Source organism: Mesorhizobium calcicola (genome assembly GCF_042682105.1).
Taxonomy (GTDB): domain Bacteria; phylum Pseudomonadota; class Alphaproteobacteria; order Rhizobiales; family Rhizobiaceae; genus Mesorhizobium; species Mesorhizobium calcicola.
This window is the reverse complement of sequence record NZ_JBHUGY010000018.1, coordinates 1-15,391: the sequence shown is the minus strand read 5'-3', so window position 1 is coordinate 15,391 and position 15,391 is coordinate 1. Positions and strand designations below refer to the sequence as shown.

At 63.6% G+C, this 15,391-nt stretch carries 13 protein-coding genes and 1 pseudogene; 7 read left to right on the top strand and 7 right to left on the bottom strand.

What is annotated here, in order from left to right:
* Positions 1-361: 361 nt before the first annotated feature.
* A complete protein-coding gene (locus ACFSQT_RS10430) occupies positions 362-1,564 on the top strand; it encodes an aromatic ring-hydroxylating oxygenase subunit alpha (protein WP_379018226.1) in 1,203 nt (400 codons plus the stop codon).
* A 49-nt stretch (positions 1,565-1,613) separates the two neighbouring features.
* On the opposite strand, the gene ACFSQT_RS10425 is transcribed toward ACFSQT_RS10430, so the two are convergent.
* Positions 1,614-3,032: an aminotransferase gene (locus ACFSQT_RS10425; RefSeq protein ID WP_379018225.1), complete on the bottom strand. Its 1,419-nt coding sequence runs from the start codon at positions 3,030-3,032 to the stop codon at positions 1,614-1,616.
* A gap of 31 nt (positions 3,033-3,063) precedes the next feature.
* Positions 3,064-3,306, bottom strand: a complete 243-nt coding sequence (locus tag ACFSQT_RS10420) for a hypothetical protein (protein WP_379018224.1) — start codon at positions 3,304-3,306, stop codon at positions 3,064-3,066.
* Positions 3,307-3,354: 48 nt separating this feature from the next.
* Between ACFSQT_RS10420 and ACFSQT_RS10415 the strand changes: the two genes are divergently transcribed.
* The 3 genes from ACFSQT_RS10415 to ACFSQT_RS10405 all read left to right on the top strand — a co-directional run bounded on the left by ACFSQT_RS10415 (position 3,355) and on the right by ACFSQT_RS10405 (position 6,234).
* A complete protein-coding gene (locus ACFSQT_RS10415) occupies positions 3,355-4,272 on the top strand; it encodes an ABC transporter permease (RefSeq protein WP_379018223.1) in 918 nt (305 codons plus the stop codon).
* Positions 4,269-5,093, top strand: coding sequence for an ABC transporter permease (locus ACFSQT_RS10410; RefSeq protein WP_379018222.1), 825 nt, complete (start codon positions 4,269-4,271; stop codon positions 5,091-5,093). Before ACFSQT_RS10415 ends, ACFSQT_RS10410 begins: the two co-directional genes overlap by 4 nt.
* Positions 5,094-5,160: 67 nt before the next feature.
* Positions 5,161-6,234 (top strand): ABC transporter ATP-binding protein, encoded by a 1,074-nt coding sequence (locus ACFSQT_RS10405; protein WP_379018484.1) that lies wholly within the window; start codon positions 5,161-5,163, stop codon positions 6,232-6,234.
* Here the strand turns inward: ACFSQT_RS10405 and ACFSQT_RS10400 are convergent.
* The 5 genes from ACFSQT_RS10400 to ACFSQT_RS10380 form a co-directional block, all read right to left on the bottom strand.
* Positions 6,198-7,508 (bottom strand): flavin monoamine oxidase family protein, encoded by a 1,311-nt coding sequence (locus tag ACFSQT_RS10400; RefSeq protein WP_379018221.1) that lies wholly within the window; start codon positions 7,506-7,508, stop codon positions 6,198-6,200. The genes ACFSQT_RS10405 and ACFSQT_RS10400 overlap by 37 nt on opposite strands.
* Positions 7,505-8,581, bottom strand: coding sequence for an extracellular solute-binding protein (locus ACFSQT_RS10395; protein ID WP_379018220.1), 1,077 nt, complete (start codon positions 8,579-8,581; stop codon positions 7,505-7,507). Before ACFSQT_RS10395 ends, ACFSQT_RS10400 begins: the two co-directional genes overlap by 4 nt.
* Before the next feature lie 113 nt (positions 8,582-8,694).
* Positions 8,695-9,777, bottom strand: a complete 1,083-nt coding sequence (locus tag ACFSQT_RS10390; RefSeq protein WP_379018219.1) for an ABC transporter substrate-binding protein — start codon at positions 9,775-9,777, stop codon at positions 8,695-8,697.
* A gap of 33 nt (positions 9,778-9,810) precedes the next feature.
* Positions 9,811-10,524, bottom strand: a complete 714-nt coding sequence (gene betI / locus ACFSQT_RS10385) for a transcriptional regulator BetI (RefSeq protein WP_379018218.1) — start codon at positions 10,522-10,524, stop codon at positions 9,811-9,813.
* Between the two features lie 6 nt (positions 10,525-10,530).
* Complete coding sequence (locus tag ACFSQT_RS10380; protein ID WP_379018217.1) at positions 10,531-11,331, bottom strand: class I SAM-dependent methyltransferase; 801 nt, start codon at positions 11,329-11,331, stop codon at positions 10,531-10,533.
* 277 nt (positions 11,332-11,608) lie between these two features.
* On the opposite strand from ACFSQT_RS10380, the gene ACFSQT_RS10375 reads away from it, so the two are divergent.
* The 3 genes and pseudogenes from ACFSQT_RS10375 to ACFSQT_RS10365 all read left to right on the top strand — a co-directional run.
* Positions 11,609-13,228, top strand: coding sequence for a phytoene desaturase family protein (locus ACFSQT_RS10375; protein WP_379018216.1), 1,620 nt, complete (start codon positions 11,609-11,611; stop codon positions 13,226-13,228).
* A complete protein-coding gene (locus ACFSQT_RS10370) occupies positions 13,215-14,780 on the top strand; it encodes a phytoene desaturase family protein (RefSeq protein WP_379018215.1) in 1,566 nt (521 codons plus the stop codon). Before ACFSQT_RS10375 ends, ACFSQT_RS10370 begins: the two co-directional genes overlap by 14 nt.
* 51 nt (positions 14,781-14,831) lie before the next feature.
* Positions 14,832-15,391: pseudogene (locus tag ACFSQT_RS10365) on the top strand (aminomethyl transferase family protein); the annotation flags it as partial.

Here is a 15,391-nt window from a genome sequence, read left to right as displayed (position 1 = left end):
TCGGTCACAGCCGTTCAAACGTCCTCCGAAGGATGAGTCTTCGCCCGGTCTCCCCGATTGCACTGGCCAAAAGCGCGGCCGGAGCGCAGCCCAAAGCCGACCAGCGGCAGGGCCGCTCTACCCCCGCAAGGTGCCCTGTCCTCCGCTCCATTCGCTTCGCAATCGTGCCGGGACAGCACTCCTGAAACCGTGACTAACACCAGGATTCTCCGAGATTTTCCGGGCCGACGGCCGCGCGGATTTTGGCTCCGGACGACATGCGGATTCCATCCGGAATGCCGTTGGATTTTCACAAGCCATTGCATTTCAAAGAGAAATATGCTTATATTGAATGAGTATTCAACAAAATGAAGAGACGTTTATGAACCCGCACCTCCGTGACGTGGCGATCCCCAACGATTGGGACCGGCGGGGACTGCCGGGCTGGAGTTACCACTCCGATGCCCTTCTCGAGCTCGAGAAGGAGCACGTCTTTCGCAACCACTGGCAGATTGTCGGACATGTCTCAGACACGCCGAATGCCGGCGATTACCTGACCATGGACGTCGTCGGCGAGCGCGCTTTGATCGTGCGCGGCAAGGATGGCGTGGTGCGCGGTTTCAACAACATGTGCCGTCACCGCGGCAGCCGCGTCGTCGCCGACAGCCAGGGCAATTGCAAGAACGCGCTGGTGTGCCCATTCCATGGCTGGGTCTACAACCTCGACGGCACGTTGCGCGGTGCCGCACGCCCGCGCTCTTTCCCCGATCTCGACAAGACCGAATTCGGCCTGATGCCGCTCGATCTGGAAGTCTGGATGGGCTTCATCTTCATCCGCTTCCGCAATGGCGGGCCGCAGCCCTCGGTCGCCGAGCTGATGAAGCCGATCGAGCCCGAATTCGCGCATTACAACGCCGCCGACATGGTGCCGTCCTGGGGCATCTGGACCCAGAAGACGCCGGTCAACTGGAAGTCGGTGCGCGATGTCGACAATGAGGGCTATCACGTCGCCATGGCACATCCCGCCTTGCAGGACCTCTATGGCGCCACCTATTTCGACGAGCCCTTCATCAATGGCGTGTCACGCTCCTTTGCCACCTACAATCCGCATGCCGGCCGCCGCTGGAGCGTCAAGAACTATGTCAAGATCGCGCCCGAGCCGGCGCACCTGCCCGACTACCTGAAGAAGGCCTGGGTCTATTACGGCATCTTCCCCAATGCGGTCATTTCGGTGATGCCGGAATCGGTGCAGTTCTATCAGGAGTTTCCGCTGTCGACCGGGCAGACCCTGCTGCGCGGCGCCATCTACCGCTACCGCGACGAAGGCCGCGAGCAGGCCGCCGCCCGCTACCTCTCCTTCCGCATCGATCGCGATACGATGTCGGAGGACGTCCAGCTTTCCGTGTGGTCGAACGAATCCATGCTGTCCGAGGCCTTCGAGGGCTTCTATCTCTCAGACCTCGAATATGGCGTGCGCACCCATCACGACCATCTGCGCAAGATGCTGCCGGTGCTGGGGTTGGAGACAGCGCCCGAGGAGAAGGACATGTGGAATTTGAACGACGCGCTCAGGTCGCGGTCTTAAGGGCAGACAGCAGAGCTGCCGATCTCCCCCACGTGGGGGAGATTGGCCGTCACCCCCGCCACACACCCTCTTTCCTCAAATCATCCATCGTCCGCGAAATGCCCTCGCGCAAGATGCCGACCATGTCGTCGATCTGTTCGCGCGTGATGACCAGCGGCGGCGACATCACGCACATGTTGATCAGCGGCCGGACCAGCAGGCCGAGCTCGTGGCAATGCGCGTCGATGCGCTTGCCGACATCCTTGTCGAGCTGCAGCGGATCCTTGCTTTCGCGGTCAGCCACGCATTCGACGCAGCCCATCAGCCCCAGGCCACGCACCTCGCCGACCAGCGGCAGCTCTTCCAGCGTCTTCAGCTGCGCCTGGAAATAGGGCGCGACCTCCCGCGTGTGGGCAAGCACGCCCTCTTCCAGCAGATCGAGATTTTTCAGCGCCACGGCGCAGCCGACGGGATGGCTGGTGTAGGTCAGGCCGTGACCGAACATCGCGTCGGGATGGTTCGACCGCCGCAACTCTTCCAGCAGCCGTTCCGAGATGATGACGCCGCCGAGCGGGAAATACCCCGAGGTGACGCCCTTGGCGAAGGTGATCATGTCCGGATCGATGCCGAACACGTCGCCCGAGGCAAAGACATGGCCGAGCCGGCCAAAGGCCGTCACCACCTCGTCGGAAACATAAAGGATGTCGTTGTCGCGGCAGGTCTCGCGGATACGCTTGAGATAGCCGTCGGGCGGCACGACGACGCCGCCGGATGCCTGCACCGGTTCGCCGACAAAAGCGCCGATCTTTTCGGCGCCGACGCGGGCGACCGTGTCGCGGAACTGATCGACCAGGAAATCGGTGAAGGCGGCAAGGCTCATGCCGCGCGGGCGGCGGAACGGATCGGGCGAAGACAGCTTGATCACCAGCTCGTCGGCGCCGTCCATCCAGTCACGGTCGCGCGGACGGCCGTTGAGCGAGGCCGACAGATAGGTCGAACCATGATAGGCGCCGCCCCGGCTCAGGATCAGCTTCTTTTCCGGCCGGCCGCGCACATTGTTGTAGAACTGCATGAAGCGCAGCGCCGTCTCGACGGCCGAAGAGCCGCCGGTGGTGGTGAAGACGTGGCTGAGATCGCCTGGCGCATGGCCGGCGATGCGCATGGCAAGTTCCGCCGACGGGGCGTTCATCGTGTACCACGGCGTGTTGTAGGACAGCGCCATCGCCTGGTCGTACATCACCTTGGCGAGTTCCTCGTGGCGGTGGCCGACATTGACGCACCACATGCCGGCAGGTCCATCGATCAGCCGCTTGCCGGTACCGTCGGTGATGTAGATGCCGTCGCCTTCGCCGATCAACGCGCGCGCCTCTGCACCGACAGAGCCGGCGAAAGGCCAGGGCTGGATGAGATGCCGCTTGGCCAGCTCGACGGCATCGGCACCGCCGACTTCGGCCGTTTCGGTCGCTCTCAGATCTCTCGCAGCAGCCACAATCGCCTCCACATCATCCAATCGAATTTTCTCAGGCATGAAACTCAGCTTCAAACGCCGGAAATGTCGGCTTTCTTCGCTTTATTTTGAATATCCGTTCAATCAATATTGCAGAAATAGCGCTTGATTTCAATCTGCGGATGCGCGCATGATGAAAGAAAGCCGGCAAGCTCGGAGCGCGATCAGCAAAAGTGGTCACCGGTTTTGCGTTCGATCGCGCTCCAAAACAAAATTGGGAACAAAGAGCCGGCGCCAGCACAATGGGATGCCGCATGGCGGGACAGTCCAGGCCAGCAACCGAGATCACACCCGGAGCCCTGCAATGACGGTGGCCGCGGAAGGGTCGCCCCCGTTGCGCATGACGCGGGCCAGACGAAATGCCCTTCTGCAATCCGAACCCGTACAGGGTTTAGCCCTGATCAGCCCGACCTTCATCTACGCGCTTATCCTTCTCGTCCTGCCGATCCTGGTGGTCATCGCCCACTCCTTCTGGACGCAGCATTACCTGACCATCGACCGTACCTTCACGCTGGAAAACTACCGCATCGCGCTGACCGAGCCGATCTACCGTGATCTGTTGTGGCGCTCGCTCTACATCTCGCTGACCGTCAGTCTGCTCACTGTCCTTTTGGCCTATCCGATCGCCTACTTCATCTCGTTCCATGGCGGCCGCCACAAGAGCCTGTGGCTGTTCCTCATCACCATCCCGTTCTGGACCAGCTATCTCTTGCGCGTGATGTCGTGGAAGGTCATCCTCGGCTACAACGGCGTCCTGAATTCAGGCCTGATGGGTCTCGGCATCATCGACGAGCCGTCGACCGCGCTGCTCTACAATTCGAGCGCCGTTATCATCACGCTGACCCATGCCTGGGCGGCCTTCGCCATCCTGCCGATCTTCGTCTCGCTGGAAAAGGTCGACCGCACGCTGGTCGAGGCGGCCACCGATCTCGGCGACGGCCCGCTGCGGTCCTTCCTGCGCGTGACACTGCCGCTGTCGGCGCCCGGCGTCATCTCGGCGGCGCTGATCGTCATGATCCCGACCGTCGGCGACTACGTCACGCCGAAGCTCGTCGGCGGCAAGGACGGCGTCATGATCGCCAATGCCATCCAGGCGCAGTTCGGCAAGGCCTCCAACTGGCCGTTGGGCGCGGCCCTGTCCGTCACCACCATGCTGATCGTGACGCTCATGGCGGGCGCCACGGTGCTCATCATCCGCGCTCTGCGGAGGCTGGCGCGATGACGGCGGTGCGGCGCTTCCTGTCCAGAGGCTGGCTGTCGGCCTACGCTTTCCTCTACGTCACGTTTCTCTACCTGCCGGTGATCTTCCTGCCGATCTTCTCGATCAACACGGCAGCGACGCCGAAGTTTCCGCTCTCCGGCTTCACCTTGCATTGGTACGAGGACCTGCCCCGCACTCCGGCTTTGCTCGACGCGGCCTGGAACAGCCTTGTTGTCGGCGTCTCGGCCGCGGTCCTCTCCACGGTTCTCGGCATCCTCGCCGCCCGTTCGATCACCCGCTACCGCTATCCCGGCCGCCGCACCATAAACGGCCTGATCATGGCGCCGCTGGTGCTGCCCGAGGTGATCGTCGCCATCTCGATGCTGCTGGTGATGCTGCAGCTCGGCTTGAGCCTGTCGCTGTTCACCGTCGTGCTCGGCCATGTCCTGGTCTGCATCCCCTATTCGATGACGGTGCTGACCTCCGGCTTCGAAGGCTTCGACCGCAGTCTCGAGGAAGCCTCCGCCGATCTCGGCGAGAGCGCCTTCGGCACCTTCCGGCGGGTGACGCTGCCGATGGTTGCGCCGGCGATCATCTCCAGCCTGCTGGTCTGCTTCACCATTTCGCTGGACGAGTTCATCATCGCCTTCTTCCTCACCGGGACGGAGGCGACGCTGCCGATCTACATCTGGGGGCAGCTGCGCTTCGCGGCGAAATTGCCCGGCGTGCTGGCGCTGGGCACGCTGTTGCTGGTTGCCTCCTTCCTGCTGATGACTGTCGCCGAACTCCTGCGTCGCCGCGCCGCTAGACGCACCCAGAACGAAGGAGGCCTCTATGCCTGAGCAGCCGCGGATCGACCTGCCCAAAGTCGAGCGCCTTCCGGAAGACCGCTCCAAGCCTGAACGAACAATGATCGATATCCGCAACGTCACCCGCAGCTATGGCGCGTTCAAGGCGCTGGACGACGCTTCGCTGACCATCAGGGAGGGCGAGTTCTTTTCCCTGCTCGGCCCGTCCGGCTGCGGCAAGACCACGCTGTTGCGCATGATCGCCGGCTTCGACAATCCGACCAGCGGTTCGATCTCGGTCGGCGGCCAGTCGATGGAAGGCATCCCGGCCAATCGCCGGCCGACCAACATGGTCTTCCAGAGCTATGCGATCTTCCCGCATCTCAATGTCGAGCAGAACGTCGCCTATGGATTGAACCGGCTGAAGCTGCAGGGCGGCGAGGAGAAACGCCGTGTCGAGGAAGCGCTGGCGCAGGTGTCGCTGACCGGCCTCGGCAAGCGCCTGGCGACAGAACTTTCCGGCGGCCAGCGGCAGCGTGTCGCGCTTGCCCGGGCGCTGGTGATGCGGCCCAAGGTGCTGCTGCTCGACGAACCGCTATCGGCGCTCGACAAGAAACTGCGCGAGCAGATGCAGGTCGAACTGCGCCGCCTGCAACAAGCGGTCGGCATCACCTTCGTTCTGGTCACCCACGACCAGTACGAGGCGCTCGCCATGTCCGACCGCATCGCCGTGATGTTCGGCGGCAAGATCGCGCAGGTCGCCTCGCCCAAGGAAATCTACCAGCGGCCGGTCAACCGCCAGGTCGCCGACTTTCTCGGCGGCATGAACTTCGTCAAGGCTGAGATCGTCGAGGAGAGTAGTGCCTCATTGGTTGTCGACACGCTGGGCTTCGGCCGCGTCAAGACCGACAAGCCCAAGGCCTTCGTGCGCAACGGTGGCGCAGCCACGCTCGGCATCCGGCCGGAGCGCCTGCGCGTGTTGTGGGACAATGCGACGGCCAAGTTCGAGGTCGCCGGCAAGGTGGTCGAACGCCACTATTTCGGCGAGATCACCCATCTGATCGTCGAGATACCGGGCCTGGAAAAGCCGCTATCGGTGACCGAGACCAACGATTTCGGCGCCGACGACATCCCGGTCGGCACCTCGATCCGCCTCGCCTACGATCCCGAGGCGCTGGTGGCGATGGCCGACTGAAGATCGGCCAGGATCTTGCGCGCCGCGATGCGCCCGGCAACGATGGCGCCCTCGACATAGCCCGGAAATGACGGCGACAGTTCTGAACTGGCGAAATGCACCGGAGGCGCGCCGCTGAGAAGCGTGCGCTCGGCATCGGTTGCCGTCGCATCGATGATGAGATCGCTGTAGGCGCCGCCGCTCCAGCGGTCATCCGTCCAGTCGCGATAGCTGAGATCGATGATACCGGCCGCTTGCGGGCCAAGTCCTTCCACCAGCCTTGCCGTCACCTCGGCGCGCAGTGCCGTATCGCCGAGCTCGCGCCAGCGCAAGGCCAGCGCCCCGCCGATGAAGACGACCAGCGCCGCATGATCGTCGTCCTTGCTGACATCGCAGGCAAAAAGCCCCGGCAGGTCGCGCCACATCACCATGCCGCTCAGGCCGCGGTCGCGCCAGAAGGCCTTGGGATAGCGCACCAGCACCTTGATCACCGCGCCGCTTTGCCAGACGCTCAGCGCTCCTGCCAAGGCCGCCGGCAGCGGTGGCGCAAAATCCAGTCTCGAGGCCATCATCGGCGGCACGGCGATCAACACCGTCCGTGCCTCGATGGTGCCCGCCGCCGATGCCAGACGAACTCTTCCCGGCCCGTGCTCGATCGCCGTCACCGCTGCGCTCAACCGCAGCCGGTCGCCGAGACCGCGGGCCAGATCATCGGCCAGCGAATGCATGGTTTCGCGCACGAAATACTGCAGCTCCGACACCTCGTTGGTGATGCGCCTGTCATTGTCGATCAGGTGCCACAACGGCAGCTTTTCCAGTGCCTGGCACCACAGGCCCTCGATCATCGAGCGGAACACCGCCTTGGCGTCGTCAGGATCATTCTGGTTGTCGAGCCAGGCTGCGACAGTCAGGCCGGCAATCGCCGGATCATCAGGTTCGATCGCATTCATACGGTCGCGGATCAGCATCGAGGCGAGATAGTTTCGTTCAGCCGCCCGGGCAGACATTGCTGGCTGTGCCACGAAGTCGCCGTCGACATAGGCTGCGACCAGCGTCTTGCCGCGCGCCTCGACCAGAGCCATCAGCTCCGGCATATCTTGGCACAGGAACTGGCCGCCGCTGTCGATGCGCTCGCCAAGCCCGTTCTGTCTGGACTCGACGCGCCCGCCGACGCGGTCGCGCGCCTCGAGCAGCAGGAAGTCGATGCCGGCTGCCTCCAGCTCAAGCGCTGCCGACAGGCCGGTGAAGCCGGCGCCGACGATGACGACATCGGTTCTTTCCGGTCCGGTCTTCAATAGCCGGCCTTGATCTTCTCGAACTCGGCCACCATGCGCTGCTTGAGCTCCGGTGCCACCGGCTGCTGGAACAGCGTCTTGTCGAGGAACGTGTCGAGATTGTCGAAGCCGCGGTCGGCCAGCACCTTGTGGTCGATATCAGCCATGCCGGCACCGTTGCCATGGCCATAGCCAAAGGTCTTGACGATGTAGTCCGAAACGCCAGGCGTATTGACGGCGCTGAGGAAATCATAGGCTTCATCGAGCTTGCCCGGTGCATCCTTCATCAGCACATAGCCGCACACCCAGGTCGAAATGCCTTCCTTGGTGTCACGGTTCATGGCGATCGGCATGCCTTGCCCCTTCAGCGTCACGAAGGTCTCGTTCCAGCCCCAGACCAGATCGACCTCATTGCCGATAAAGGCCTGGTTGAGGTCGGTGTCATCGGTCCAGTAGAAGCGGATGTTCTTGTGCACGTCGCGCAGGAAGGCGGACGCCTCCTGGAACTGCGCGTCGGTCATCCTGGTCCAGTCCTTCAGGCCGATGACCAGGCTTGCCAGCGCATAGGCGTCGTCGACATTGTCACCGATGGTGACGCGGCCCTTGTATTTCGGATCGGCGAAGATCCTGAGCGATTGCGCCTGGTCGGCCGTCACCTTGTCGGCGCGGTAGAGCAGCGAGGTGTTGCCCCAGTCGAACGGCATGAACCAGGCCTTGCCGTCGGCGGTGGTGGCGAGATCCTTCATCGCCATGATGCCGGGATTGAGGTCCTTCCAGCCGGCGATGCGGCTGGTGTCGAGCGGTTGCAGCATGCCGGCCTCGCGCCACTTAACCACGCTTTGCGAACAGGGGTGGGCGATATCGGCCTTGAAGCCCGCACGCATCTTCTCGAAGGCTTCGTCCTCGTCGCCGAAGAAAGCGAAGGTCGGCTCGGCGCCATATTTGGCGGTGTAGGCGGGGTGCAGCAGCGGATCCTCATAACCCGACCAGTCGAACACCACGAGGTCGCCACCACCTTCGGCCAAGGCATAGACCGCGCCGGCACCGATCAGACACGCGGCGGCAAGGGCAAGGCGGCGTAGCACTGACTTCATGGCGCGAAACTCCCCCCTCGCGAAAAAGGTTGCCGCGACGTTAGGAGAATTCGGCCACTTTGGCGAGCCCGTCCGCCGTCATGTCGACGGGCGGACGGACAGTCAAGACAGGGTCAATAGCCGGCTTTGATCTTCTCGAACTCAGCGATCATCTTGAGCTTGAGCTCTGACGGCACCGGCGACTGGAACAGCGTCTTGTCTACGAATTTCTGCACGTCGTCATAGCCCTTTTCCTTCAGCACCGCCTGATCGACGCCGGCCATGCCCTTGGCATTGGCCTGGCCATAACCCCAGTCCTTGACCAGCACCTTGGCGGTCTCGGGATCGTTGACCGCGTTCAGATAGTCATAGGCCTTGTCGACATTATCGGGCGCGTCCTTGAACAGCACGTAGCCGCAGACCCAGGTCGAGATGCCTTCGTCGGTATCTTTCTTGGCTTGGATCGGCACGCCGGCGGCGACCGATTGCACCGTCGCGTCGTTCCATGCCCAGGCGAGGTCGACCTCGCCGCCACTGAGCAGCTGGACGACGTCGGTGGTATCGGTCCAGTAGGAGCGCACGTTCTTGTGCACTTGGCGCAGGAAATCCGACGCCTGCTTGAACTGGTCGTCGGTCATCTTGGTCCAGTCCTTGAGGCCGATGGCCAGACTGGCAAGCGCATAGGCGTCGTCGACATTGTCGCCGATCGACACCCGGCCCTTGAACTTGGGATCGGCGAAGGCCTTCAGCGACTGCACATCCTTGGCGTCGATCTTGGAGGAGTTGTAGGTGAGCTGGGTGTTGCCCCAGTCCCAGGGCATGAACCAGGCCTTGCCGTCCGATGTCGTGGCAAGATCCTTCATCGCCATGATGCCGGGATTGAGGTCTTTCCAGCCTGATATCTTCGAGGTGTCGAGCGGCTGCAGCAGGCCCGCCTCGCGCCATTTCACCACGCTCTGCGAGCAGGGATGGCCAAGATCGGCCTTGAAGCCGGAGCGGACCTTCTCGAACGCCTCGTCCTCGTCGCCGAAGAAGGCGAAGGTCGGCGAGTCGCCGTTCTTTTCGACATATTTCGGATGGAAGCTCGGGTCCTCGTAGCCGGACCAGTCGAACACGATCAGGTCCTTGTCGGCGGCGATCGCCAGTGCCGCCGCCGAAGCCGCCAATGTTCCAGCCAGTGCCAGGGTCAATGTCAGGCGTCGAGTGAATCTCTTCATCGTTGTTCCATCCTCTGTGGTGTTCTGGTTTTCTTATGGTTTCGTCACGCCGGCCGCCTTCCACGGATAGTGTTTGGGGAATGCCGCCGACAGGAATTCATTGGCCGCCTGCAACGCGGTCTCGCGGGTGGTGTCCTCGGTCCCCATCATCAGCCGCAGCCACAACCCCTCCAGCATGGCGCTAAGCGCCAGCGCCATGACTTGCGGCTCATAGGCATAGCCGGCACTTGCCTTCAGCGTCGCGCACAGCTCGATGAAGATGGTCTGGTAGACGGCGTCGCGGGCGCTGCTCAGCGCCTGATAGGTCGGCCGCGACTTGGCCTCGCCCCAGAAGGCGCACCAGGCGGCCAGCTTGCGCTTGTTGCAGATCGAGCGGTCGAAATCGGCGGAGACCAGCGCGTGGAGCTGGCGGGCGGGATCATCGCCTGCCTTGTGCAGCGCATTGCGCCAATGCGCCGAGTACTCGTCATACATGTGCTGCAAGGTGGCGATGAGCAGCTTTTCCTTGCTCTCGAAATGGAAATTGACGATGCCGCGCGACAGGCCGGCGCCGTCGGCGACATCGGCCATCGTCGTCTCCGAATAGCCGCGCTTGGCCAGTGAATCGATCGTCGCCTCGATGAGCTGAAGTTGCCTGACCTCCTTCGAGGCCTTGCGGCCGCGCTTGTCGGATTCACTCTTCCGCGCCGATTCAAGGAGGGCTTGCCTGGCGTCTGCTGTCTTCATGCGCGTGATGGTCTCCAGCATCGCCGGCTATCCCTTTGCATCCGGCTTCCACCCGCGAAGATGAGTGGGACGGTGTTCGCCACTGTCAAGCACCTTCTGCATGGCCTCCCAGGTTCGGATGTTCTTGTCGACATAGGCGGCGCCGACGACGGCGGCGACCGTCGGATAGAGCGGTCCTTTCAGCCTCTCCAGTTCGCCGCGCGCGACGTCGCGGTACCAGGGGTTGCGGTCCCTGACGGTGACATCGGCAAAGCCGGCTTGGCGCATCGCCTGCGCATAGCGCGACGGTGACGCCATGGCGAAGGACAGGCCTTCGGCGGCGACATAGGCCTTCATCTCGGGCGACGGGTCACCATCATGCGAGATCATCCAGTTGGAGGCGGCGAAGACGCCGCCCGGCTTCAGCACCCGGAAGATCTCGGCGAACAGCGCGTCCTTGTCAGGCACGTGCAGCAGCGCATCCTTGGAGAAGACGACGTCGAAGCAGCGATCGGCGAAAGGCAGCGGCCCGGGCGGCGCCTGAATGAAGCTGGCACGCTCGGTGAGCCCACGCGCGGCGGCGCGCTTCCTCGCCGCCTCGATTACCGGCTGTTCGACATCGAAGCCGGTGGCGTGGGCGGCGCCATGGCGCTCGACAAGATCCAGCGTGATGCCGCCCGAGCCGCAGCCGATGTCGAGGATCCTCTTGCCCCTCAGCGAAAGCCCTTCAACCACCCGGTCGACCTCGTCCGGTCCGCCCGGCGACAGGTAGCCATCGCCCCACAGCGCCTCGAGGAAGCGGATGGCGGTGTCGTCATACTCTGGCCCGGCAGCTGCCGTTTCGATCATCAGCCCTCGGTCCCCAATCGACGAATGCTCATTTCGAACGCCGGCAAAGCGTAGCGCATACAAGGCAAAACGCAACACCGTTTGTTGAGCATTCATTCAGTATGGCTGGACAGTGTGGCGGCTGCCGTGCCAAATTCCTCGCATTCGGGAACAGATCACGCAAAAATGAAGAGCGGGTCGCACAGAGCAATTCCAGGAAAAGTGTGAGCGGTTTTCCCGGGAAAAGCGCGTAGCGCTTTCCCTTAGGAATTGCGTAGAAACAAGAGACTGGGCCAAAATGAAAGCTTGGGATGCGATCATCATCGGCGGCGGACACAACGGCCTGGTCAACGCCTGCTATCTGCAGCGCGCCGGCCTCGACGTGCTGGTCGTCGAGAAGAACGACTGGGTCGGCGGTGCCGCCACCAGCCGGGAATTGACGCCGGGCTTCCTCTATTCCAACTGCTCCTATGTCTGCTCGCTGTTTCGCCCGGAGATCATGCGCGACCTCGAACTGCCGCGCTTCGGCCTGCAGGTCATCTCCTACGAGGGCGGCGCGGTGTTCACGCGCGACGGCGACTATCTCGCCAACTACCGCGATCACGATGCCCACCGCCGCGAATTCGCCCGCTTCTCGAAGCGTGATGCCGAAGCCTATGACCGTTACGCCCGTGATGTGACGCGGCAGTGCCGCTTCATCCAGCCTCTGCTGATGCGCACCGCACCCGATCCGACCGGTTTGCGGCCGCGCGACCTCGGCGAACTTCTCTATCTCGGCAAGAAATTCGCCAGCCTGTCGGCGCAGGAAATGGCGCTGACGCTGCGCTTCTGGACGATGTCGATCGCGGAGTTCCTCGACGAGTATTTCGAGACCGACGTGATCAAGGCAAACTTCGCGCTGTCCGGCATCATCGGCACCGCGCTCGGGCCGATGTCGCCCGGCACGGCATACGTGCTGCTGCACCACTATATGGGCGAGGTCGACGGCTCGGTCGGCGCCTGGGGTTACGCGCGCGGCGGCATGGGCGCCGTCACCAAAGCGCTGGCCGCGTCGTTCAAGGCGTCGGGCGGCACAATCCGCACCGGCGCCGAGGTCGACCATGTGCTGATCGGTAAGGGCAAGGCCAAGGGCGTGGTGCTGGCCGGCGGCGAGGAGATCCACGGCAAGCTCGTCGTCTCCAATGCCGACGTCAAGCGCACCTTCCTGAAGCTGGTCGAGGAAAAGGAACTGCCGGACATCTTCCTTCGCCGGGTCAGGAACTTCAAGATGCGCGGCTCGTCCGGCAAGGTCAACATCGCGCTCGATTCGCTGCCGGAATTCCCGGCGCTGCCGAAGGATTCGCCGGTCTATCGCGGCGACATGCATTTCACCGATTCGATCGAGCGCATGGAGCGCGCCTATGACGACTGGAAGGCCGGACGCTGGTCGGCCGACCCGTTCCTCGACATGGTCATTCCCACGACGCTCGACCCGACGATGGCGCCGCCCGGCAAGCACTTCATGAGCTGCTTCGTGCAGTATGCACCGCCCAAGATTGGCGGTCGCGAATGGACCGATGCCGACCGCGACGGCTTCGCCGAAAGCGTGATTTCGCAGATCGCCGAATACTCGCCGGGCTTCCGCGATCGTATCGTTCACATGGAGGTTCGCACGCCGCGCGAGATCGAGGCCGAGGTCGGCCTCACCGAGGGCAACATCTTCCAGGGCGAACTGACCTTCGACCAGCTTTTGTTCAACCGGCCGGTGCCGGGTTACGCGCAGTACCGCTCGCCAGTTGGCGGCCTCTATATGTGCGGCTCCTCGACCCATCCCGGCGGCGGCGTCATGGGTGCGCCCGGCCGCAATGCCGCGGCGGAAATCCTGCGCGACCTCGCCAAATCGTGTCAGCATATGAGCCCTGCCCATGACGTCATCTGATGCAATCGTCATCGGCGGCGGCCACAACGGCCTTGTCGCCGCGGCCACGCTGGCGAAGGCCGGCCGCCAGGTGCTGGTGCTGGAAGCCGGAAGTGAAGTCGGCGGCGCCGCGCGCACCGAGGAATTCGCGCCGGGCTTTCGTGTCTCCTCCGTCGCCCATCTGCTGAACCGGCTGCATCCCGATGTGGTGAAGACGCTGGAGTTGGGAAAGCACGGGCTAAAGGTCACGCGTGCCGACTTCATGCCGTCGGTTGCGCTGTCGAGGGATGGTCCCGCGCTTGTCCTGCATGGCGCCTATGGCGAGGTGCTGACCGGCGCCAGTTCCTCCGAGCAGTCGGCCTGGAACGCGTTGCGTGCGCAGCTGCTGCGCTATGCCGGCATATTGAAGCCGTTCCTCTCCCGCCGCCCGCCCGATCTCGCCGGCATGTCGCTGCTCGAGACCGCCTCCCTCGGCCAGACCGCCCTGGCGCTGAAGAAGCTCGGCAAGGAAGACATGCGCGACTTCCTGCGCGTGCTCCTGATGAACGTCGCCGACCTGCTCGACGAACAGCTTGCCGATATCAGGCTGAAAGGCCTGCTCGCCTTCGACGCGACGCTTGGCAGCCATCTCGGCCCACGCTCGCCGACCTCATTGCTCGGTCTCTACTACCGATTGGCCGGCGAGACCGGCAGTGCGCCCGGCGCGCAGATACTGCCGCAAGGCGGCATGGGTGCGATTGTCGCTGCCATCCGCGCCGCGGCGGAAAAAGCCGGCGTCATCATCCGCACCTCGACGCCAGTGGCCAGGATCATCGTCGAGAACGGCCGCGCCGTCGGTGTCACGCTCGACAATGGCGAGGTGCTGCGCGCCGGGACGATCGTCTCGGCGATCAATCCGGCGACCACCTTCCTCGGCCTTGTCGGACCGCGCGAGATCGACACCGGCTTCGTGCGCAGGGTGAAAAACATCCGCATGAAGGGCGATGTGGCCAAGCTCAATCTGGCGCTCGACCGGCTGCCGCAGTTCACCAGCGTCGATGCCGCCGCTCACAAGGGCCGGCTGGTCATCGCACCCTCGCCCGATCATGTCGAGCGCGCTTTCAACCCATCCAAATATGGCGAGTTCTCGCCCGAGCCGGTGATGGAGATCACGCTGCCCAGCCTTGCCGACCCGTCGCTCGCGCCCAGCAGCGCCTGCGTGCTGTCGGCGGTCGTGCAATACGCACCCTACGCGTTGAAGGACGGTTGGGCTGCCGGCAAGCCGAAATTCCTCAAGGCGATCATGGCGCAGCTCGAAGCCCATGCGCCTGGCATCGGCAAGAGCGTGGTCCACGCCGAGCTTCTGACGCCTGCCGACATCGAGACGCGCTATCGCATGCCGGGCGGCCATTGGCATCATGGCGAATTGCAGGCCGACCAGATGCTGATCTCGCGGCCGGTGTCCGGCTGGTCGGGCTACGACACGCCGCTCGAAGGTCTGTTCCTGGCCGGCGCCGGCTCGCATCCTGGCGGCGGCGTCTCCGGCGCTCCCGGCCTCAACGCCGCGCGGCGCATCATCGCGATGAAGGGGTGACATGATGTCTCAACTCGCCAACGTTGCGTTCTACGGCGCAGGAACGCCGTCATGACCAGCCAGATCAAAAACCCTGCCCGCATTGCCGCCCAAAACCATTTCCGCACGCTGCGTCTCGGCACGCCGTTCCAGCCGCGCATCGATGCGCTGGCCAAGACCCAGGACTGGTACAATTGGGCCGGCTACCGCGCACCGCATTCGCTGTGGGACGAGGAGCTCGAATATTTCGCCATCCGCAGCCAGGCGGCGCTGTTCGACATTTCGCCGATGACCAAATACCGGATCGAGGGGCCGGACGCCGAAGCCTTCCTCAACCGCGTCACCTTGCGCGATGTCACCAAGCTCAGGCCGGGCCGCGTCCACTATACGGCGTGGTGCGACGACGAGGGTTTCGTTCTCGACGACGGCACGCTGTTCCGGCTGTCGCCGACGCGCTTCCGGCTGTGTTCGCAGGAGCGGCATCTGCCATGGCTTCTTGACAGCGCGATCGGTTTCGATGTGACGATCGAAGAAGAGACAGAGGCGGTCGCTGGCCTCGCCTTGCAGGGGCCGACATCCTTCGCCGTGCTGCGCGATGCCGGCTTCGCCGGCGTCGACAGGCTGAAGATATT